The sequence below is a fragment of the Dinoroseobacter sp. S76 genome (assembly GCF_049801095.1).
Lineage (GTDB): Bacteria > Pseudomonadota > Alphaproteobacteria > Rhodobacterales > Rhodobacteraceae > Dinoroseobacter.
This window is the reverse complement of the sequence record NZ_JBNAGH010000001.1, coordinates 437,816-456,915: the sequence shown is the minus strand read 5'-3', so window position 1 is coordinate 456,915 and position 19,100 is coordinate 437,816. Positions and strand designations below refer to the sequence as shown.

Annotated in this window: 19 protein-coding genes, 1 tRNA gene, 1 pseudogene and 1 riboswitch; of the genes and pseudogenes, 4 read left to right on the top strand and 17 right to left on the bottom strand. The window is 66.0% G+C overall.

What is annotated here, in order from left to right; translation table 11 throughout:
* Positions 1-2: 2 nt before the first annotated feature.
* From thiS to thiD, 3 genes are read right to left on the bottom strand one after another with little or no spacing between them, the layout of a single operon-like run.
* A complete protein-coding gene (gene thiS, locus ACP153_RS02155; RefSeq protein ID WP_424969329.1) occupies positions 3-197 on the bottom strand; it encodes a sulfur carrier protein ThiS in 195 nt (64 codons plus the stop codon).
* Positions 181-1,158 (bottom strand): FAD-dependent oxidoreductase, encoded by a 978-nt coding sequence (locus ACP153_RS02150; protein WP_424969328.1) that lies wholly within the window; start codon positions 1,156-1,158, stop codon positions 181-183. Before ACP153_RS02150 ends, thiS begins: the two co-directional genes overlap by 17 nt.
* Positions 1,155-1,952, bottom strand: a complete 798-nt coding sequence (gene thiD / locus ACP153_RS02145; protein ID WP_424969327.1) for a bifunctional hydroxymethylpyrimidine kinase/phosphomethylpyrimidine kinase — start codon at positions 1,950-1,952, stop codon at positions 1,155-1,157. Before thiD ends, ACP153_RS02150 begins: the two co-directional genes overlap by 4 nt.
* A 62-nt stretch (positions 1,953-2,014) precedes the next feature.
* A riboswitch (TPP riboswitch) is annotated at positions 2,015-2,118 on the bottom strand.
* Positions 2,119-2,257: 139 nt separating this feature from the next.
* On the opposite strand from thiD, the gene ACP153_RS02140 reads away from it, so the two are divergent.
* Positions 2,258-3,355 carry an efflux RND transporter periplasmic adaptor subunit gene (locus ACP153_RS02140; protein WP_424969326.1) on the top strand — a complete coding sequence of 366 codons (1,098 nt, stop codon included), beginning with the start codon at positions 2,258-2,260 and terminating at the stop codon, positions 3,353-3,355.
* A 13-nt stretch (positions 3,356-3,368) separates the two neighbouring features.
* Positions 3,369-6,539 (top strand): efflux RND transporter permease subunit, encoded by a 3,171-nt coding sequence (locus ACP153_RS02135; RefSeq protein WP_424969325.1) that lies wholly within the window; start codon positions 3,369-3,371, stop codon positions 6,537-6,539.
* Positions 6,540-6,611: 72 nt separating this feature from the next.
* On the opposite strand, the gene ACP153_RS02130 is transcribed toward ACP153_RS02135, so the two are convergent.
* Genes ACP153_RS02130 through ACP153_RS02100 form a run of 7 tightly spaced genes read right to left on the bottom strand, consistent with a single transcriptional unit; the run spans position 6,612 to position 13,012 of the window.
* Complete coding sequence (locus ACP153_RS02130) at positions 6,612-7,544, bottom strand: AEC family transporter (RefSeq protein ID WP_424969324.1); 933 nt, start codon at positions 7,542-7,544, stop codon at positions 6,612-6,614.
* Positions 7,541-8,353 (bottom strand): MBL fold metallo-hydrolase, encoded by an 813-nt coding sequence (locus ACP153_RS02125; RefSeq protein ID WP_424969323.1) that lies wholly within the window; start codon positions 8,351-8,353, stop codon positions 7,541-7,543. The genes ACP153_RS02130 and ACP153_RS02125 overlap by 4 nt, the downstream gene beginning before the upstream one ends.
* Positions 8,350-9,171, bottom strand: a complete 822-nt coding sequence (locus tag ACP153_RS02120) for a TatD family hydrolase (protein WP_424969322.1) — start codon at positions 9,169-9,171, stop codon at positions 8,350-8,352. Before ACP153_RS02120 ends, ACP153_RS02125 begins: the two co-directional genes overlap by 4 nt.
* Positions 9,172-9,195: 24 nt before the next feature.
* Entirely contained in the window at positions 9,196-10,365 is a 1,170-nt protein-coding gene (locus ACP153_RS02115; protein WP_424969321.1) for a DNA polymerase III subunit delta', read from the bottom strand.
* Complete coding sequence (gene tmk, locus ACP153_RS02110; RefSeq protein ID WP_424969320.1) at positions 10,362-10,988, bottom strand: dTMP kinase; 627 nt, start codon at positions 10,986-10,988, stop codon at positions 10,362-10,364. Before tmk ends, ACP153_RS02115 begins: the two co-directional genes overlap by 4 nt.
* 22 nt (positions 10,989-11,010) lie before the next feature.
* The gene (locus tag ACP153_RS02105; RefSeq protein WP_424969319.1) at positions 11,011-12,192 is read right to left on the bottom strand and encodes a D-alanyl-D-alanine carboxypeptidase family protein; all 1,182 of its coding nucleotides are present in this window, start codon (positions 12,190-12,192) and stop codon (positions 11,011-11,013) included.
* Between the two features lie 13 nt (positions 12,193-12,205).
* Complete coding sequence (locus ACP153_RS02100) at positions 12,206-13,012, bottom strand: SPOR domain-containing protein (RefSeq protein ID WP_424969995.1); 807 nt, start codon at positions 13,010-13,012, stop codon at positions 12,206-12,208.
* 254 nt (positions 13,013-13,266) lie between these two features.
* On the opposite strand from ACP153_RS02100, the gene ACP153_RS02095 reads away from it, so the two are divergent.
* Positions 13,267-13,356 (top strand) — tRNA-Ser (locus tag ACP153_RS02095).
* Positions 13,357-13,977: 621 nt separating this feature from the next.
* On the opposite strand, the gene ACP153_RS02090 is transcribed toward ACP153_RS02095, so the two are convergent.
* From ACP153_RS02090 to ACP153_RS02070, 5 genes and pseudogenes are all read right to left on the bottom strand, one after another.
* Positions 13,978-14,160, bottom strand: a complete 183-nt coding sequence (locus tag ACP153_RS02090; RefSeq protein ID WP_424969318.1) for a transposase — start codon at positions 14,158-14,160, stop codon at positions 13,978-13,980.
* A 219-nt stretch (positions 14,161-14,379) separates the two neighbouring features.
* Positions 14,380-14,502 (bottom strand): annotated as a pseudogene (locus ACP153_RS02085) (serine O-acetyltransferase); the annotation flags it as partial.
* A 62-nt stretch (positions 14,503-14,564) separates the two neighbouring features.
* Positions 14,565-14,768, bottom strand: a complete 204-nt coding sequence (locus ACP153_RS02080) for a hypothetical protein (protein ID WP_424969317.1) — start codon at positions 14,766-14,768, stop codon at positions 14,565-14,567.
* 9 nt (positions 14,769-14,777) lie between these two features.
* Positions 14,778-15,116: a hypothetical protein gene (locus ACP153_RS02075; protein WP_424969316.1), complete on the bottom strand. Its 339-nt coding sequence runs from the start codon at positions 15,114-15,116 to the stop codon at positions 14,778-14,780.
* Positions 15,117-15,124: 8 nt separating this feature from the next.
* On the bottom strand, positions 15,125-15,979 hold the full coding sequence (locus tag ACP153_RS02070) for a hypothetical protein (RefSeq protein WP_424969315.1): 855 nt from the start codon (positions 15,977-15,979) through the stop codon (positions 15,125-15,127).
* 117 nt (positions 15,980-16,096) lie between these two features.
* Between ACP153_RS02070 and ACP153_RS02065 the strand changes: the two genes are divergently transcribed.
* The gene (locus ACP153_RS02065) at positions 16,097-16,834 is read left to right on the top strand and encodes a helix-turn-helix domain-containing protein (protein ID WP_424969314.1); all 738 of its coding nucleotides are present in this window, start codon (positions 16,097-16,099) and stop codon (positions 16,832-16,834) included.
* A 78-nt stretch (positions 16,835-16,912) separates the two neighbouring features.
* On the opposite strand, the gene ACP153_RS02060 is transcribed toward ACP153_RS02065, so the two are convergent.
* Positions 16,913-18,121, bottom strand: a complete 1,209-nt coding sequence (locus ACP153_RS02060; protein WP_424969313.1) for an MFS transporter — start codon at positions 18,119-18,121, stop codon at positions 16,913-16,915.
* A 101-nt stretch (positions 18,122-18,222) separates the two neighbouring features.
* On the bottom strand, positions 18,223-18,936 hold the full coding sequence (locus ACP153_RS02055; RefSeq protein ID WP_424969312.1) for a DNA helicase: 714 nt from the start codon (positions 18,934-18,936) through the stop codon (positions 18,223-18,225).
* Between the last annotated feature and the right edge of the window lie 164 nt (positions 18,937-19,100).

Below are 19,100 nucleotides of genomic sequence, written 5' to 3'. Positions count from 1 at the left end.
GCTCAGCCCCCTTGCATCGGCGCGAGGATCTCGATCCGGTCGCCGGGGGACAGGGTCTGGCCCGCCCGCGCACCCACGGGCACGAAGCTCTCGTTCAGGGCGGTCGCCACGGTGCCGGTATGCCCGAGCTCGGTCAGCAGGTCCGCGAGCGTCGTGGCCGCGACCTCGGTTGCGGTGCCGTTAATGACAAGCTGCATGGGCAGTCTCCGATGGGGTGGGGCCGAGCAGCGCCTGGGCTGCCTGCTGCGCCATGGCGGGCGCGAGCAGATAGCCGTGGCGGTAAAGGCCGTTGACGTAGGTGACGCCGCCCTCTTGCGTGACGCGGGGCAGGTTGTCGGGAAAGGCGGGGCGCAGATCCGTACCGATCTCGAGAATTTCGGCTTCGGCAAAGGCGGGGTTGAGGGCATAGGCCGCGCTCAGAAGTTCCAGCATCGCGCGGGCCGAGATTCGACCGCGATCCTCGGCCTCGATCATCGTCGCGCCCAGCATGTAAACCCCGTCGCCGCGCGGCACGATATAGAGCGGGATCCGCGGATGCAGAAGGCGGACCGGGCGGCTGAGGGTCAGATCCGGGGCGCGGATCACCAGCATCTCCCCCTTGACCCCGCGCAGCTCGGGCAGGGCGTCCCGCGCCGCAAGACCGGTGCAATTCACGATCTGCGCGCCTCGCGGGGGCGCGTCGTCACGCACGGATATGCCCTGGGCCTCGAGACGCTCGGCCAGATCCACCAGAGCCCGGCGCGGGTCGAGATGCCCCTCGGCCTCGAAATAGAGGCCCGCCGGAAAGCGCGCGCCCAGATCGGGCTCAAGCGCTGCAATCTCAGCCCCCGTGACCGGAGCGTGGCCATGGGTGCGGCGGGCAAAGCGATCCAGATCGGACCGGTCGCGCGCATGGGCCACCACCAGCGTGCCGCGCCGCGTCACCTCGGTCCGGGCCGACCACCAATCGAGGGCCATTTGACCATGAATGAGGACCGGCTCTTCGGCATTCTCATATTCGCACCAAGGCGCCAGCATGCCCCCTGCCCACCAGGAGCAGCCATGGGCGCCCGGCCCGCCTGCCGGGTCGTGCAGAGTGACCTGGGCCCCCCGCGCCGCCAGCTCGGTCGCCACGCAGAGGCCGGCCACACCGGCGCCAAGGACCGCGAAACCGGTCATGTCCACAGCTCGTGGAAATGGTGCACCGGCCCGTGACCTTGCCCGATCCCGAGGCTATCGGCCTTTGCAATCGCCCCTTGCAGGTAGGTATGGGCCGCGGTGACCGTCGGCCGCAAAGCTGCGCCCTTGGCCAGTTCCGCGGCGATGGAGGCTGAGAGCGTGCAGCCGGTGCCATGGGTGTTGCGCGTTGCAATGCGCTGGGCCTCGAGCCGCAAGGGTTCGGCCTCGCCATCGATCAGCAGATCCACACAGGTCTCGCCGCGCCCATGTCCGCCCTTCATCAGAACCGCCGCGGGGCCCATGGCGCGCAAGGCGTGCCCGGCCTCCAGCATGGCGGCGGGTTCGTCGCTCTCCGCACGCCCCAAGAGGCGCGCTGCCTCAGGCAGGTTCGGGGTCAGCACGGTGGCGCGCGGCAGGAGCTGTTCGGCGAGCGCCGCTTCGGCCTCTGCCGCCAGAAGCGCATCCCCGGATTTCGCGACCATCACCGGGTCGAGCACTACGGGCCCGTCAAACCCGGCCAACCCCTCGGCCACGGCGGCGATCACCTCGGGCGTGCCGAGCATGCCGATCTTGACCGCATCCACGGCGATATCGTCGAAGACCGCTGCCATCTGGGCCCGGATCATCGCGACCGGCGTGATCTCCACGGCTGTGACCGCGCGCGTGTTCTGCGCCGTCAGCGCGGTGATCACGCTCGCGCCATAGACGCCCCGCGCGGAGAAGGCCTTGAGATCCGCCTGGATCCCCGCGCCGCCGCCGGAATCCGAGCCTGCTATTGTCAATGCGGTCGCCATCGCACGCCTCGTCTTGGCGGGCCGTTCCGGCTTGAGGGGATTGGGGGCGCTCTGCATCTTGCCGCGATGCGCGAACCGTTCCCTCCGCCGGTATTGCCCGGATCAGGTTCCATGGGTTGACGCACAGCGTCTCTCAGCCCGAACCCGGGCACCCCAACGGTAAGTGCCCCAGACCTAGGCGCGAATTTGATCGAGTGCAAGGAGGATCTCCCTTTGCACCTGCAGCAGACGTGCTACCCTCTGCCTCCGGAGTCGTTTGGAAAGTGCCGCCCATGTCGTTGTTGAGGTTTTGTGGATATTTGGCCGTGAGTGTTTCGCTCTTGGCGACGGTTGGCCCTGTGCTGGCCCAAGGGCGCCCAGCGGCGGTGGTCACCGAAGTGGTGGAGCGGCGCTCCCTGGCGGAAACTCTGCCGGTGTTTGGCCAGATCGTTGCGTCGCGCGACAGCGAAGTGGCGGCCCGGGTCGCGGGGATCGTCGATGAGGTCGCGGTGCTCGTGGGCGACACTGTGGTGGCAGGGGCGACCCTCGCCGTGCTCGATACCGAGCTGGCCCAGATCGAGTTGAAGCAAGCCCTGGCCGAGATCGAAGAGGCGCGTGCGGGCATCGCCATCGCCGAGGCGCAATTGCGCCGGGCGCAGGACGCGCTGGACCGGGCCGAGGGGCTCCGGGATACGGCGTCGTTCAGCTCCGCGCGCTTTGACGATGCCACCAGTGATCGGGCGGCGGCCACAGGCCAGATCAATCAGGCTCAGGCGCGACTTCTGAATGCCGAGGCGGCGGAGGCGCGGGCCCGCTACACGCTGGAGCGCGCGCGGATCACAGCGCCCTTCGAGGGGGTCGTCCTCTCGGTCGAGGCGGATCCGGGGCAATTCATTTCCGTGGGGGCGCCTGTGGCGCGGTTAATTGATATCAGTGCCTTAGAGGTCGAAGCTCAGGTTCCGGCTGAATTTGCGCCCGCCATCCCGGACGGGGTTCAAGTCGCTGGAGAAAGTGATGACGGCACCGCGCTGGACCTGCAGGTGCGGGCGATCCTGCCGACCGAAAGCCTGTCGACACGGACCCGGCCCGTGCGGCTGTCGGGGGATTTCACAATGCTCGGCGCGACCCTCGCCGTGGGCCAATCGATCACCCTGATGGTGCCGGTCAGCCCGCCGCGTGATGCGCTCAGCGTACCCAAGGACGCGCTCGTGCAGGGCGCGCAGGGTTGGACGGTTTTCGTGAATGCCGAGGGCGTCGCACAGCCGCGCCCGGTGCAGATCGGTGTGGCCATGGGGGACCGGTTCGAGGTTCTGGGCGGGCTCGCCGAGGGCGACGCAGTGGTCGTGCGCGGCAATGAGCGCCTGCGCCCGGGACAAGCGCTGCAGGCCATGGGCGGCGGCGCGCCCGGGCAACAATCCAACTGAGGAAGGGCCGGTCATGAACCCCATTCGTTTCGCCATCGAGCGGCCCATCGCGGTGATCGCTGCGGTGATCATGGCGGTGCTCTTCGGGGTGATCGCCCTGTCGCGGATCCCGATCCAGCTGGCCCCGGATGTGCGCAAACCCGTTGTCGTGGTCGAGACCCAATGGCCGGGCGCCGCCCCCGCCGAGATCGAACGCGAGATCATCAACCCGCAGGAAGAAGCCCTGCGCGGGCTCGAAGGGCTCGACATCATGACCTCGCGCTCCCAGTCGGGATCGGGGGAGATCACGCTGGAGTTCTCGCCGGGCACGGATATGAGCCAGACGCTGCTTTTGGTGTCGAACCGGCTCGACCGTGTGGGCGATTATCCGGACGAGGCGAGCGAGCCGTCGCTGGATACATCGGGCGATGATGACAGCCCGATCGCCTGGGTGATCGTCACCGATGCGGGCACGGCGGAGCGCCCCTTGCCGACCTATGGCGATTTCATGGAGGACGTGGTCAAGGACCGGATCGAACGGATCGAGGGGGTCTCGGCCGTCAACGTCTTTGGCGGGGTCAGCAGAGAGTTGCAGATCGTGGTGGACCCGCGTCGTCTGGCGCGGTTCGGGCTTACGGTGCCCGAGGTAGTCGGGCGGTTGCGGGCCGAGAATATCTCGCTGTCGGCGGGCGATGTGGAGGAAGGCAAACGCCGCTACGTGGTGCGGGCGGAAGGATCGCTCGACACGGTGGAGAGTGTCGGCGGCGTGGTCCTGCGCTCCGAGGCATCCACGGGGACGCTGGGCCGGGTGCTGGTGCGCGATGTGGCGCGGGTGCAGTTTTCCTTCGGGGAGCCGCAGGCGCGGCTGCGCTTCAAGGGCGAGTCCGGTCTGGCCTTCAACATCGTGCGGGAGCGCGGGGCCAATGTGATCGAGACCATGGGCGAGGTGCGCCGGGTTCTGAGCGAGTTGCAGGCGGGGCCGGTGGCGGCTCAGGGGTTGCTGCTGGAACAGGTCTATGACGAGACGATTTATATCGAGGGCGCGATTGATCTGGTGACGCAGAACATCTGGATCGGGGGCGCGCTCGCGGCGCTGGTCCTGTTGATCTTCCTGCGATCCCCGCGCGCCACGCTTGTTGTAAGCCTCGCAATCCCGGTCTCCATCGTGGCGACGTTCGTGGCCATGGCCGCCACGGGGCGGACGCTCAACGTCGTCAGCCTTGCCGGTATCGCCTTTGCCGTGGGCATGATCGTGGATGCGGCCATCGTGGTGCTGGAGAATATCTACCGGCTGCGCGAGCAGGGAAAATCCCGCTCCGAGGCGGCCTATCACGGCGCGCGCCAGGTCTGGGGCGCGATCCTCGTCTCCGCTCTGACCACAGTGCTGGTCTTTGTCCCGATCCTGATCATGGAGCTCGAAGCCGGGCAGCTTTTCCGTGATATCGCCGTGGCGATCTCGGTCTCCGTGCTGCTCTCGCTGGTCGTGGCCGTGACGGTCATCCCGGCGCTGGCCAAGCGGCTCCTGAAAGATGGGCAGCAGACGACGCTGCCGCTCTGGGGGATTGATCATCTGGCGCGTGGCTTCAAGGCGCTGGTGATGTGGTATGTGCGAATGACGGTTCGGATCCGTCTCCTCGGGATCCTCATGGTCGCGTTGATCGGCGGCGCGGCGGCGGTGGCGACGGTCGTCTTCCTGCCGCGGCTCGAGTACCTGCCCGAGGGCAACCGAAACCTCGTTTTCGGCCTGATCATCCCGCCACCTGGGTATAATCTCGATACGACCGAGACGATTGCCGAACGGATCGAACGCGCTGCCCAGCCCATGTGGGAGGCCGCACCCGAGCTTGAGACGCCCGAGGGCGGGCCGACCATCGAGAACTTCTTCTTCGTCGCGACCCCGGGCAATTCCTTTGTCGGGGCCACCGCGCTCGATGGGCCCCGGGTGGCGGAACTGATCCCGCTCCTGTCGGGACCGATCTTTGCCGAGCCGGGCACGTTTGGCTTCATGACCCAGCCCTCGCTCTTCGGGCGTGGGGTCGGTGGGGGACGGACCATCGAGCTCAATGTCTCGGGCCAGGATCTGGAGCAGATCCTCGGGGTGGCCGGGCGCGCCGCTGGGCTCGTCGCGGGGCTATTGCCCCGCTCGGAAGGGCATCAATTCCGCCCGATCCCGGGGTTGGAGCTGGGCGCGCCGGAGGTCCGGCTTGTCCCGAATCGGCTGCGGCTGGCGGATGCGGGCGTGGATGCGGGGGCGCTTGCGGCCACGGTGGATGCGTATAATGACGGGCTCCGCGTGGCGGAGATCACCGAAGGGGCGGACCGGTTGAACCTCGTGCTGAAGGGGGACACGTCCCTCGCTGCCGGGTTCCGGACACAGGATGTGGGCGCCTATCCGGTGGTCACGCCCTCGGGCCGGATCGTGCCTGTATCCGCGCTGGCGGATGTGGTGGTGACCGCAGGTCCGACCGAGATCCGCCACCGGGATCGGCTGCGCACCGTGACGCTGGAGGTTCGGCCCTCGGACGCGCTGCCGCTGGAGACGGCGGTGGAAATGCTGGAGACGCAGGTGGTCGCGGTGCTGGAGGATCAGGGCGTGCCGCCGGGCATCCGGCTCAGCGTGTCGGGGACGGCGGATCAGCTCAGCCAGACCTGGGAGGCGATCCAGATCAACCTCGTGGTGGCGCTGGTCATCGTGTTTCTCGTGATGGCGATCCTGTTCGAGAGCTTTGTCTTGCCGCTGGTCATACTGGTCTCTGTGCCCGTGGCGGCGGCGGGCGGGGTCGGGGGGCTCGCGCTGTTGAACATGTTCCAGACCCAGCCCCTGGATATGCTGACCTTGCTCGGCTTTATCATTCTGGTGGGGATCGTGGTGAACAATGCGATCCTGATCGTGCACCAGTCGCTCTACCATCTGCGCGAGGAAGGGATGACGCCGATCGATGCGATCGAAGAGGCGACCCAGAACCGGATCCGCCCGATCTTCATGTCGACGCTCACGAGCATCATGGGGATGCTGCCGCTCGTGGTGTTCCCGGGCGAGGGCTCCGAGCTCTATCGTGGCTTGGGAGCGGTTGTGGTTGGCGGGCTGTCGATGTCGGCCTTTCTCACGCTGCTGACGGTGCCGCCGCTTTTGCGGCTCTGCCTCGTGGCGCCGGAGCCGGAGGAGGGCGTGTCGCCAAGCTTGCAGGGACAACCCGCCGAGTAGGAGATCGGCGGCGCGCCTTCTGCGGGTCGGGGATTTGAGTATTTGGGGAACAATGAAGGGGGCGGTGCGCCCCTAGGGCAGAACGCTCAACCAGAAGGCGGCGGAGAGGATCGACACCGCGGTGCCAGCGAGCACGGCCGTGGCGACCACCCGTTTTGCGACGCCGTACATATTGGCGAAGATATAGGTGTTCACGCCGGGCGCCATGGCGGCGGTCAGGGCGGCGGCGCGCAGCATGGGGTCCGAGAGGTCAAACGCCCCGCGCCCCAGCGCCCATGTGATGCTGGGATGCACCATGAGCGAGACGAGGCAAACGAAGATCACCTCCCGCAGATTGCCCTCAGGCTTGTAGCGATAGAGCACGCCGCCGAGGCCGAAGAGGGCTGCGGGCAGGCCCGCGCGGGCAATGAGGCTGACGGCTTCCTCCACCACCACGGGCGTCATCAGCCCGCTGAGATTGACCGTAAACCCCAGCGCCACGGCGATCATCAGGGCGTTTTGGGACATGGTCTTGGCAATGGACCAGATCGTCTTGAAGAGCCCTTTGGAGGAGGCGCGCACGATTTCCATCGTGGTGATGCCGACCATGTAGACGAAGGGCGCGTGGATCGAGATGATCGCGAACATCGGCTCAAGGGCCGCGACCCCATGGGCGCGTTCCATGATCGGCAGGCCGAGCAACACTGTGTTCGCGAACATGCAGCAAAAGCCGATGGCAATCGCGTCCTGGATGGGGCGGCCAAAGACCAGCTTGGCCCCCAGGATCCCGATCCCAAAGGCGCAGAGCACCCCGGCATAGTAGCTCGTCAGCAGACGCCAGTCGAAGACCGCCTTCAGGTCGAGGGTCGAGATCGCCGCAAAGAGCAGGCAGGGGATCGCGAAGTTCTGGGTGAAGCGCATGAGCGCATCCACATTGTCATCCGAGAAGACCTTGGCCCAGACCGCCACATAGCCCGCCGCGATCACCAGAAAGACCGGGAGGGTGACCTCCAGCAGGACGCTCATGCGGGCAGGTCGGGCGCGGGGCGTTCCAGGACCATGCCGTCATAGGCGGGGGTCACATGGTCGGGCGTCTCCGCCGCCACAGTCGCGTAGTCGAGATCGATATGCATGTTGGTGAGCACGGCCTGTTTGGGCGCGAACTCGGAAATCCAGTCCAGCGATTGCGCCAGATGGGCATGGGTCGGATGCGGATCCCGGCGCAGGGCGTCGAGGATCAGCACCTCAAGCCCGCGCAGGGCCGCGTGGCTTTCGGGCAGGAGCTTCGCGACATCAGGCAGGTAGGCCAGATCCCCGATCCGGAAGCCGAGGCTGTCGATGCTGCCATGATTGACCGGGAAGGGCGCAAACGGGATCGGCCCCCCCGGCCCGTCAATGGTCACGGGGCCATCGAGGTCGTTCATTTCCAGGATGGGCGGATAGGGGCTGCCCTCGGGCTGCTCAAAGGCGTAGCCGAACCGGGCAAACAGGCTTTCGCGGGTCGGGGCATCGGCCCAGACCGGCAGGCGCGCGCGCATGTTGAAGACGATCATCCGCAGATCATCGAGCCCATGGGTATGGTCCGCATGGGCATGGGTGTAGATCACCCCGTCAAGTCGCCCGACCCCGGCATCCAGGAGCTGTTGGCGCATATCCGGCGATGTGTCGATCAGCACGCTCGTGGTGCCCTGGGGTCCGATCCGCTCTACCAGAAGCGAGCAGCGCCGCCGCCGGTTGCGGGGGTTTTCAGGGTCGCAATCACCCCACTGGCCACCGAGGCGGGGCACCCCGCCCGAGGATCCACAGCCGAGGATCGTGAAGCGCATGCCGCTCATGCAGCAGCCTCGGGCGTCCAGGCGGCGGCCTTGGCGAAGAGCCGGTCGAAATTGGCGCTGGTTTGGGCGGCAAAGGCCTCGGGGCTCAGGCCGTAGACCTCGGCCCCGGCGGCGGCTGTGTGGGCGACGTAAGCGGGTTCGTTGCGCTTGCCGCGATAGGGCGGCGGTGCGAGATAGGGGGCGTCGGTTTCGACCAGCACGCGCTCAACCGGCGCATCGGCGAAGATCGCCCGCAGCTCGGTGGATTTCTTGAAGGCCGCGATCCCGGACATGGACAGGTAGAACCCGAGATCCAGCGCTGCCTCGGCCAGCGCACGGGTCGAAGAGAAACAATGCATGACGCAGGTATAGGGCGCGGCGCGATGCTCCTCGCTGAGGATCCGGGCCATATCCTCATCCGCGTCGCGGGCATGGATGATCAGGGGCAGACCTGTCTGGCGCGCCGCCTCGATATGCAGGCGCAGGCTCTCCTGCTGCACGCCCGCGCTCTCTGCGGTGTAATGGTAGTCGAGCCCGGTCTCGCCAATGCCCACGAATTTCGGATGGGCGGCCAGCGCGACCAGCGCCTCCACCGTCGCCATGGGCTCGGCGGCGACGCTCATCGGGTGCGTGCCGGCGGCATAGAAGACCGGGTCATGGGCCTCGGCAATGGCGCGCACTTGTGGCTCGCTCCGCAGCTTGGTGCAGATCGTCACCATCCGCGTGACGCCCGCCGCCACGGCGCGGTCAATGACCTGTGGCAGGGTGTCGGCGAAGTCGGGGAAGTCGAGATGGCAATGGCTGTCAACGAGCGTGGGCTGGGTCGGAATGGAAGCCATGGAATGCCTGAAATCGCGAAGGGATTAGGCAGCGGCGGGTCCGGATGCCACCGTCTGCAGTCCGTGGAACATATCCAGCAGAAGCATCGAGGCGTCAAGGTTTACAGCACGTCCGGCACGCACCCGCGGCACAAGTTCCGCATGGGCCGTGGCCCAGGCCTGTCCGGCGCGGGGATGGGGGGCGAGGCGGGTCAGAATTTGGGCTTCTGCCTCGCTGGCAAGGGCCGGGGGCGCGCCGGTGGCCCCGGTCCGCGCGAGGCGGTGCAGGAAAACCTCCGTCAGGCTCAGAAACAGGTCGAGCCGCCCCTCGGCGCCCCTTGCGCTGGCACTATCGGCGAGGGCAGCGGTCGCTTGCCGGTCGAGCCGGGGCAGGTCGCCCAGCAGGCGCAGGAGGCTGTCATAGGCCTCGGGCCCGCCCGCATCCCGCAGGCTGAGCGCTTGACCGACCGAGCCCTCGGCAAGGGGCAGGAGGCTCTGGATTTCTGCCTCGGGCAGGGGTGCGCCGGTGGCTTGCGCGAGAGCATCGCCCAGATCCTGCGCGCTGAGCGGCGACATCCGCAGGGTGCGACAGCGGCTGCGAATGGTCGGCAAGAGCTTGGAGGGCGCGTGGCAGATCAGAAGCATCACCGTATCGGCGGGCGGTTCTTCCAGCACCTTCAGGAGGGCATTGGCGGCGTTCGCGTTCATCTCATCGGCGGCATCCACGATCACCACCCGGCGCCCGCCATCCATCGCCGCCATGGAGAAAAAGCCCTTGAGCCCGCGTGCCGCATCCACCGGGATGTCCTGTTTGAACCGGCCCAGCTTGGCGTCATAGGGACGGCGCAGCAGAAAGAGACGCGGCTCGGACAGGGCCGCGACCCGGCGCGCCACCGGATGGTCGGGGTCCAGATCGAGACTGGTGGGGGCGGCCATGGGCTCCGGGTCCCCAAAGAGGCTCGGGCCCGGATCCTCGGTCGGCAGGGTCAGGAGGGCGCGGGCCGCGCGCCAGGCAAAGCTTGCCTTGCCGATGCCCTTGGGACCCGTCAGGAGCCAGGCATGGTGGAGACGCCCGGACCCGATCGCATCCAGAAGCGCAGCCTCTGCCGCACCATGGCCGAATACCTGCTCGGCAAAGCGCGGGTGGGGCGCGCCGGGGAGGGCATCGGCCTCGGGCAGAGCGTCCTCCTGGGGCACCTCTGTTGCGCGGCTCATACGGGCATCCCTTCCCAAGCGGCGCGGACGTCCCGGGCCACGGCCTCCGGCGCGCGATTGCCATCGACCAGTACACAGCGCTCAGGTGCCGCTTCGGCCAGAGCGCGGAACCCCGCATGGAGGGCGGTTTGGAAGGGCAGGCCGAACTCCTCGAACCGATCCTCGCCACTTTGCCGGGCGAGACCCCGGCGCAGGGCAAGCTCCGGCGGCATGTCGATGATCACGGTCAGGTCCGGCTCCCGCCCGATCATCAGAGAATGGAGCTCGTCCACCAGCCCGCGCAGGTCGCCACGCGTGGCCCCCTGATAGATCCGCGTGCTGTCGGCAAACCGGTCGGTGATCACATCGCGACCCGCAGCCAGGGCCGGGGCAATCGTGCGCTCCAGATGATCCCGGCGCGCGGCGGTAAAGAGCAGGAGCTCTGTCTCAGGCGACCAGCGATCCGGATCGCCTTCGACCAGCAACCGGCGGATCTCCTCGGCGCCTGCCGAACCGCCCGGCTCGCGGGTCAGGACCGGATCGCCCCCCTGTGCGCGCAGATGCTCGGCCAGCAGCCGCGCCTGTGTGGACTTGCCGCTGCCATCGATGCCTTCAAAGCTGATGAGCCGCCCCGGGGTCGGCATCACATCTGTCCCGATGGTTGGATCACTGGGCCTCTGCGGCCTCATCCTGGGTCAGCTCCCGATAGAGGACCTGCGCGGCGGCTTGCATCCGGACCCAGGCACCGCCCTTGGCGACGGCCTGCTCGGCCACGAGCGGAAAGCGCTGCGGCGGCATCTCGGGGCCTGAGATTACCAGCTCGCCCAGCTGCTGCCCGGCGGCGATCGGCGCGTTGATCGGAGTTTCCGCCTCGATCTCGGCGGTGAGGCTGCCCGAAGCCACAAGCGGCACGAGCGGGCGCACATCCGTGGGCGACACAAGGCCGACCGTTGCCTGCTCGCCCACCCAGACCGGCAGATCCGCGAGGCGCGTATCGGCGGCGGCGAGGTCCTTTTGCACGAATTGACGGAAGGCCCAGCTGACGATGCGCTCGGATTCCTCAGCCCGCGCCCGGTCGGTCTCAAGCCCCGTGATCACAAAAACGATGCGCCGCGCGCCTTGCTGGGCGGAGCCGACAAGTCCGTAACCTGCCTCCTGCGTATGGCCTGTCTTGAGCCCATCAGCCCCGATCCCGAGCTTCAGGAGCGGGTTGCGGTTGAACCGGTTCTGCGGCGCGCGCCCGTCATAGCCCCATTCGGACATGGAGAAATAGCCGTAGTACTCCGGGTAATCCTCGATCATCCGCTCGGTCAGGATCGCGAGGTCCTTCATGCTCATCCGGTGCAGAGGATGGGGCCAGCCCGAGGCATTGGCGAAAACCGACTGTGTCATGCCCATGGTCTGGGCTTTCTCGGTCATCAGCCGGGCAAAGGCCTCTTCGGTGCCTGCCAGCCCCTCGGCGACCACAACGGTGGCGTCATTGCCGGACTGAACGATGATGCCCTTGATCAGCTCCTCGGCCGTGGGGCGGTCCCGCTCGGTCAGGAACATGGTCGAGCCGCCCTTGGCCATAGCCCGCGCGGAGACCCGGAAGGTCGTGTCCAGCGTGACGGCGGGGTTCTTATGCAGCGCTTCGAACAGCATGTAGAGCGTCATCAGCTTCGACATGCTGGCCGGGGGCAGAGGGATATCCGCGCTTTTCTCCAAAAGGACGGTGCCCGTGGTCAGATCGACCACATAGGCGGCGGTGGCCCGGGTCTCGAAGGCGGCCTTGGCAGGCTGGCCGAGCGTCAGGCCAAGCGCGAGAACCGTGAGCGCCAGAGGGCGCAGGCAAAGCAGTGGGCGCATCAGACAGTCTCCGTCAATTGGTCACGAAATAGGCGTCGGCAAAGCCCATGGACTTTGCGGTGTCGAGGGCGTCGGCGCGGGCGCTCTCGCTTTGTGCGGGCCCGACGATGACGCGATAGAAGGTCCGGCCCTGGCTCTCCTGGGTAAAGGTCTGGGCGGCCAGACCGGCCCCGCGCAGCTGCGCCTCGGTGGCTTCGGCATTGGCGGCCACATTGAAGATGCCGATCTGGATATAAGGGCGCGTCAGAGTGGAGCTTTGTGGCGCTGGCGTCGGGGCAGGCGGGGTGGCGGTCTCTGTCTCCTCCAGCTCGGCCTCGGCAATCGCTGCAGCGGCGAGAGCGGTTGGATCGACGCTCTCTGCGGGCGCCTCGGCCTCCGCTGGCGGCGCGACGGCCTCGCGTTTCAGCGCGATCACTTCGATCTGCGTGGGCGCACCCGCGAGGATGTTCAGCGCCTCTGCCGCGTCTGACGAGATCTGGAATCGCGGCCCAGGATTGTCCCGCTCGCGCCGGAAGAGCGCGCCGATCACCGAGCTGCCGTTCTCCGCATTGCGGATCACCACGCGCTCGGGCTCGGGCACATCCGGATAGGCGACCCAGACACCGCCCAGAGACGGGCGTCCATCCCAGAGCCCCGCTTCGGCCTCGGAGAAGATTTCGGGCGCTTCTACATCCCGGGTTTCACCATCGCGCGGAGCACTGGTCTCCGCCGGCGCGTCAGCCTCATCCCCGGGTTTGAGAAAATCGAAGGCGTTGGTCCCTTCGCAGCCTGCCAGCGATACCACGAGGACCAGCCCCAAGGCTCCGCGCGTTCCGACCATCCAGCCCATAAATCGCCCCTCATCCTCGACCCACGCTGACACGGTCTTGCTCCCGCCGTTTCGCCTGCGCTCTGGGTCCGCTGCTCTGATGTGTCATACCGCCTCGGCGCTGCAATGAAAAGCGTCCCGACCAGCGGGATCCACCCGGCGCCGCGCATATGCCCAAGTTTTGACCAGCACTTGGTGCGAGATCCGGAGAGGCGGTTTTTGCGGCTTTACGCGAGGCGGGCAGCGCAGTACCAACGCGATGCTGCGGAGAGGTGGCAGAGTGGTCGAATGCGGCGGTCTTGAAAACCGTTGAGCGTGAGAGCGTTCCCAGGGTTCGAATCCCTGTCTCTCCGCCATTTTTCTCTCTGGTCCAGATGTGGTTGATGCCGTTTCGAACGGAGTTTGTGCGGTTGTTGCGTGCCTGGGGCACGTTTTCCTTTTCGCCGGTTTCCCGCCTTGTCACGCGCTTCGCGTCACTGGTTCGTATGACGCGCGGTATGTGTTTGCGTTTTGGTAGATCCGCTTGCGCTTCTTATGCCGCTGCGAAAGCTGCAGCCGGTCCTCGCGCCACTCGACCATTGTCCTCGGACCAACGGTGGACAATGTCTCGTCGCTCGACCTTCTTGTGATTGACCCTTTGCCCGGGAGGCGATTTGGCAATGCCAAGTCTACCGACGGGGGCCAGCCCGCGGCGTGAGGCAGGTCTGCGACCTTGCGATACCCATATCGTCCTTAGTGCTTCGCAGCCTTATGATTGCCAACCGCGACGCATCATCATCGCTCGGGGCTGGTCGATATTGCAGGGAGCTCCGCGCAACCCCATCACCCGGCAGGTCCGCCGCTCAGACGTGGCAAGTTTCCGGCGTGTGTGAATGACGGCCTGACGAAGCTCCCTTGTGGTCCGGCCGTGGGATTTAGGCGGTTCAGGCTTTCCCTGAGAATGCGTTTGTCCAGTTCGAGCTCGGCGACGATCTTCTTCAGTCGGGCGTTCTCTCTCTCTCCAAGCTCTTCATCTCCGACAGCTGCGACCGGCCCATCCCGCCAAACCGTTTCCGCCAGTTGTAGTTTGCCGCGTCGCTGATCCCGACGCCGCAGCATGCATTGGCCAATTCATCGCTCGCCGTCAGCGTCAGGTCGATCTCGCGCAGCAGCTTCAACATGTCTTCGTCTGAAGGCCACTTTCTCGCGATTAAAGGTCGCCCCTACGGTGCACTCTGCAATCGCCACGTCTTGAGGGGGAAGGAGAAGGCATGAACATGGATTCGGCATGCAGGATCCTTGGCATGGATCGCGGCCAGGTCTCACGCGGCTGCGCGCGCCATAGTTGGGGCGGTCGAGAGGGCCTTCAGAAACAGCGCATTATACGGGTCCTTACCCGTTTACGGGCTTGCGAGCGCGGCGGCGAGATGCAGTGCCAGAGCCTCAGGCAGCGAGGCTGCGGAGAGAAGTCTCTGAGTCATGAACGGAGCCAGAATGGGCTCTGAGCAGGCAAGGCTCTGTGCCGCCGTGCGGAGGGTTTACCATATCTCGGTGATCTCGAAGGATTTGGCTTGATCCTCTGGCATCACAAAGCCTTTGCGTTTTGCTCGGATGGCAGGTCCGCGGCTTTGGGGCGCGGTCCCGACACATGCAGGACAAATCCGATCACCACAAGGCCAATCGCCAACCCGTCGAATAGGCTTGGGATCTCGCCGAGACATGCCGCCGCGAGCCCAGCTGCAACACCGGGGGGCAGGACCGGCAGGGTCGCTGCCCATTCTCCGATCAACCGGAGCGCCTAACTGAACGCGAACATGGACACCAGCCCGGAGATGAGGCCCTGAAACAAAGCCTGAAAGGCGATGTCGGCGCGCGGAGCCATGCTGAGATTAGATAAATCGGACCACAGCCACAGTGGCAGGAGCCCTATGGTGGACAGAGCGCCCACGATCGCAGTGGCCAGACTGCGATCACGCAGCGAGAGCCCCGGACGGCTGTAGTGCTGGCCATAAACAAACGCGATCAGGTCTTGCGGCATCCCGGGCAGGAGCGCGCCGTAGCGCGCCTCCAACGCCTCTTCCAGACCGGGATTGTGCCGCTCCGACAGAGCCTTGCCCCGTGTGTATGCATCTTCCATGGGGCGCCTCACTTGCGGCCGGAATAGGTCAGGACGGAGAGGCTGCCCTCCAGCATCGACGGCAGGAACAGCCTGTCCCCATGGGCGGAGATGTCCGCGAGCCCTGCCGGGAATTCGGTCTTCAGGGTCACCGTCCCATCCGCGGCAATGGCAAAGAGAGCCCCGGTGATCCAGTCATTCACAAGCAACGTCTCGCCGATCCGCGCGACACCGTCGAGGTTCCCGAGGTTGGGCACCAGCGGGTGCACCGCCTTGGTCGCAAGGTCCACCGAGAGCAGCGCGCCCGGCTGCTCGGTCGTAAAATCGTCGCGCATACCGCTCCCCCAACTTCCGACCAGCAGCCGCTCGCCATCGAGCAAGAGCCCATTGGGATGGGCAAGCGCGTCCGCCTCCAGCCACAGGGTCATCTCGCCCCCGTGATAGCGCCAGATCCGGTTCGTCATCAGGTCGCTGACAAAGGCCTGTGCCCCGTCAGACGTGACGTCGTTGAGAAAGCTTGCCCCTTCGAGTTCGAGGCTTCGGAGGATCTCGCCAGAAGCGAGGTCAACCTCATGCAAGCGCGTCAGATCCGCGACCAGAAGGCTGTCCCCGAGGATGGCCATGCCCTTGGGGGCGTCGAGCCCCGTGACCCACTGCGGATCGAGGATCTCCCCCTCGGGGGAGAGCAGGGCCAGAGTGCCATCTCCGTCCGCCGCGCCTGGATGGCCGCCAATCACACTGAGGATGATCCGGTCCTGCACCGCGTCGAAAATCGCACTCTCGGGCATATCAAAGGGACCTGCGGTCCAGTGAAAGGGATCCGCCGCGGCGGGTGTTGCGAAACTGGTCCACAGAGCGGCGGTCAGGACAGACACGTATTTCATCGGGGGCTCCTTGAGATTTGACGCCACCGCTAGATTTACGCGACCTTTCTTGCAATAAGTCCCCTCTTGGTATCGATATGCGATACGAAAGCCATCATTGAGGATCGTGGAACAGGCATGCAGGCTGAACTTTTCGAGCTGCTCAAGACCATTCTGAAGGCGCGAGGCATGACCTATGCGGATCTCGCCAGCCGGTTGGGCGTGTCGGAGCCAACCATCAAGCGCATCTTTTCGGAGCGGGATTGCAAGCTCAGCCGCATGACGGAGATCTGCTCGGTGCTCGACCTTAGCCTTGATGATCTGGTGCAGGAGGCCAATCGCGTTCATGTGGCTCCGGTCGAGCTTGGCGACAGCATTGAGGGGCAACTGGCCATGGACCGGTCGGCGTTTCACCTCTTTCTGCTGCTGCTCGATGGCATGAGCTTTGCTGCGATCTGCGAGCATTACGAGATCCCGGATACCCGGGTGTTCGAGCTGGGCCTGCGGCTGGAGCGGATGGGGCTGGCAGAGGTCATGCCGGGCAATCGCATCCGTCTGACCGTGCAAGGCCCGATCCATTTTCGTCGGGACGGCCCGTTGCACCGGCGATTGTTGCAGCTGAACCTCGATTTCCTGCTTGGGGCGTTTCACGCGCAGGACACGGATCACTCCGCCTATCTGACGCAATCCCGCCGGATGACGCGCCAGAGCGCCGAGCATATCCTTGCGCGCTTGCGCGAGATCCAGCTGGAGGTGTCGAACCTGGCGCGCCGCGATCAACTCACGCAGCCCGACGCCGCGTTGCAGAGCTACAAGCTGGGTATTGCGATTGCGCCGATCGACTTTCCCGAGCTCCTGTCGCTGGCGGATGATTGATGGATGTCTGGCTGAGACCCCAAGGACGGACCGGGCAATGGGGGCCGTCTCGTTGGGGCTAGGATTTGCGCGATCGCGCTACATCGGCATGTCCGCTGCGCGTCCCCGCGCCGCAAGGAAATAGACCAGCGCCAAGGCCACAAGGCCGGCCGAGATCAGCGCGAGCACAGCCCAGCCCAGTTGCGATACAACGAGGCCAGAGGCAAAGGCGCAGAGGGTCGAGACAAGCGCGATGATCGTGTCATTGGCCCCTTGCACGGCGGCTTTTTCCTCCTCGGACAGAGCGGCGTCGAGCAGTGTCGTTGCCCCGATGAAGCCGAAATTCCAACCCAGCCCGAGGGCGATCAGGGCGCCGTAGAAATGCATTGCCGACAAGCCAAGAGTCGCCCCCAATGCTGCGCCGAGAATGATGATCAGTCCGGTCACTGCGATGGTGTGGGCCCCGAACCGCTTGATCAGAAAGCCGGTGACAAAGCTGGGCGCGAACATCGCCACGATGTGCCAGCGCACCACATCGCTCGCCGTTTCCGCCGCGAAGCCACAGCCGACCATGGCGATCGGGGTGGGGATCATCAAAAACACCATGACCCCCTGGGAGATTGCCGCGATCCCCACCGCATTGCGCACCGCCGGGCGCCGGAGCGCGGCCAGAGCGGCGAAGCGCCCGGTGGGTGCAGAGGTGGGTGCAGAGGCCGATCTCCGCGGGGGACGTGGCAAGCGCACGGCCAGCAAGGGCAGAAGGCCGAGCAACGCGATCACGCCTGTCGCGCCATAAGCGCCTGCGAAGGGCAGGGGAGCGAGCGCATCCTTGGCACGGATGAACACTTCCGGGCCCACCAGGGCCGCGACAAGAAGCGCACTCAGCATCAGGGAAATCGCCACGGGTCGCCACGGCTCCGCGACCGCCTCCCCGGCGGCGAAGCGAAAGAACTGAAACGCGGCCCATCCCGCCCCCATGAGGAAATGCGCGGCGCAGAGCAGGGCGAAGTTCTGGGAGGATAGGGCGAGGACCGCACCCACCGCACCCACGAAGGTCAGGAGCCCGCCCACGGCGAACCCCACGCGCCGTCCGAAGCGCCCCATGAGCAGCGAGAGTGGTGCTGCAGCCACCATCCCCGCAAGCGTCTGTATCGAGGACGGCAGCGTCGCCAGCGCCGGATCCGGCGCCAGCATCAGTCCGGCCAACCCTCCGAGGATGAGCTGCACCGGAAAGGCCATGCCAAAGATCGTATTGGCCAGCAGAAGCCCCGCGAAAGAGCGGTTTTGGAAGAGAGCGAAGACGGACACGGGGGGAGGACAGGCCTTTGGCGATTGGTACACCCCACAGTGTAGCGCGTGGCGCGGCGTCTTCTATCGCTGCCCCGGCCTACGCGGCGGTCCGTCAAAGCCTAGGCAGCCTGCGCTGATCGCATCTCTCCCGCGTGCAGAAAGAAGATCCGGTGAAAAGCCCCGAGATCGAGCGGGTTTGGCAAGCGCAGATCGCCTAGGCCTGGCATAGGCTCTCCGCGCATCTCGAAGGCCCGGTCGATCTGGGAGATGAAGACATAGATCCCACCGGTTCGGGCCGCGTGATCGCGCAGCGCGGCGATTTGCGTTTCCAGATCTGGCGTGTTGCGCTTCTGATCCAGAAGTTGCAGATAGTCCACGACGGCAAGCGCCGGGTCCCCCGCCGCGTCCAGCCGGTCGATGATATGATCCGCCGAGATGTCGTCCGAGGTGTCGACCCGCAGGGTTTTGCCCGCCGCGCGCGGATCGAGCCGCATCGATCGCATCAGATCCGCAATATCGCGTTCATGGTATTCCAGCGTGAAGAAATGGCCTTGTCGCCCGCGGCGCGACGCCATGAGTGCCAACTCCAGACCGAGCCGGGTTTTGCCCTGACCGGGGCGGGCCGCAATCACGTAGAGCGCCCCCGGCTCCAGCTGCGACAGGACCGTTTCTTCCAGGCTGGCCTGCGTGGCGCTCGCGGCCAGATGGCTCCAGCTTTGAAAGCCTTCTTCGGCGGCCACAATATCAAGCGCGCGATGGAGCGGCAGGGTGCGGTCCCGGGCCATGCGCCGGGCTTTGCGTTTCAGGGCGAATATGGGCGCAGAGAGGCGCATAGGTCTTCCTCCTCTACCGAGCTGCGATGCAATCCCTCCTGATGCTGGCGCCCGATTGAGACAGGTTCAGACGATATCGCTCCGCATGACAATGCTTCCCGGATGGAGGGTGGAGGCGTGAGCCGCGCCTGTCCCGAGCGTGCGGGACTTGCCGCGCGCGCGCA

Excerpts from the sequence above, each read along its gene's own strand:
- tmk (WP_424969320.1), bottom strand. The coding sequence starts at position 10,988 with ATGCCGACCCCGGGGCGGCTCATCAGCTTTGAAGGCATCGATGGCAGC.
- ACP153_RS02070 (WP_424969315.1), bottom strand. The coding sequence starts at position 15,979 with ATGAAATACGTGTCTGTCCTGACCGCCGCTCTGTGGACCAGTTTCGCA.
- thiD (WP_424969327.1), bottom strand. The coding sequence starts at position 1,952 with ATGGCGACCGCATTGACAATAGCAGGCTCGGATTCCGGCGGCGGCGCG.
- ACP153_RS02150 (WP_424969328.1), bottom strand. The coding sequence starts at position 1,158 with ATGACCGGTTTCGCGGTCCTTGGCGCCGGTGTGGCCGGCCTCTGCGTG.
- ACP153_RS02130 (WP_424969324.1), bottom strand. The coding sequence starts at position 7,544 with ATGAGCGTCCTGCTGGAGGTCACCCTCCCGGTCTTTCTGGTGATCGCG.
- ACP153_RS02115 (WP_424969321.1), bottom strand. The coding sequence starts at position 10,365 with ATGAGCCGCGCAACAGAGGTGCCCCAGGAGGACGCTCTGCCCGAGGCC.
- ACP153_RS02055 (WP_424969312.1), bottom strand. The coding sequence starts at position 18,936 with ATGCGCCTCTCTGCGCCCATATTCGCCCTGAAACGCAAAGCCCGGCGC.
- ACP153_RS02105 (WP_424969319.1), bottom strand. The coding sequence starts at position 12,192 with ATGCGCCCACTGCTTTGCCTGCGCCCTCTGGCGCTCACGGTTCTCGCG.
- ACP153_RS02075 (WP_424969316.1), bottom strand. The coding sequence starts at position 15,116 with ATGGAAGATGCATACACACGGGGCAAGGCTCTGTCGGAGCGGCACAAT.
- ACP153_RS02135 (WP_424969325.1), top strand. The coding sequence starts at position 3,369 with ATGAACCCCATTCGTTTCGCCATCGAGCGGCCCATCGCGGTGATCGCT.
- ACP153_RS02100 (WP_424969995.1), bottom strand. The coding sequence starts at position 13,012 with ATGGTCGGAACGCGCGGAGCCTTGGGGCTGGTCCTCGTGGTATCGCTG.
- thiS (WP_424969329.1), bottom strand. The coding sequence starts at position 197 with ATGCAGCTTGTCATTAACGGCACCGCAACCGAGGTCGCGGCCACGACG.
- ACP153_RS02120 (WP_424969322.1), bottom strand. The coding sequence starts at position 9,171 with ATGGCTTCCATTCCGACCCAGCCCACGCTCGTTGACAGCCATTGCCAT.
- ACP153_RS02125 (WP_424969323.1), bottom strand. The coding sequence starts at position 8,353 with ATGAGCGGCATGCGCTTCACGATCCTCGGCTGTGGATCCTCGGGCGGG.
- ACP153_RS02065 (WP_424969314.1), top strand. The coding sequence starts at position 16,097 with ATGCAGGCTGAACTTTTCGAGCTGCTCAAGACCATTCTGAAGGCGCGA.
- ACP153_RS02090 (WP_424969318.1), bottom strand. The coding sequence starts at position 14,160 with ATGTTGAAGCTGCTGCGCGAGATCGACCTGACGCTGACGGCGAGCGAT.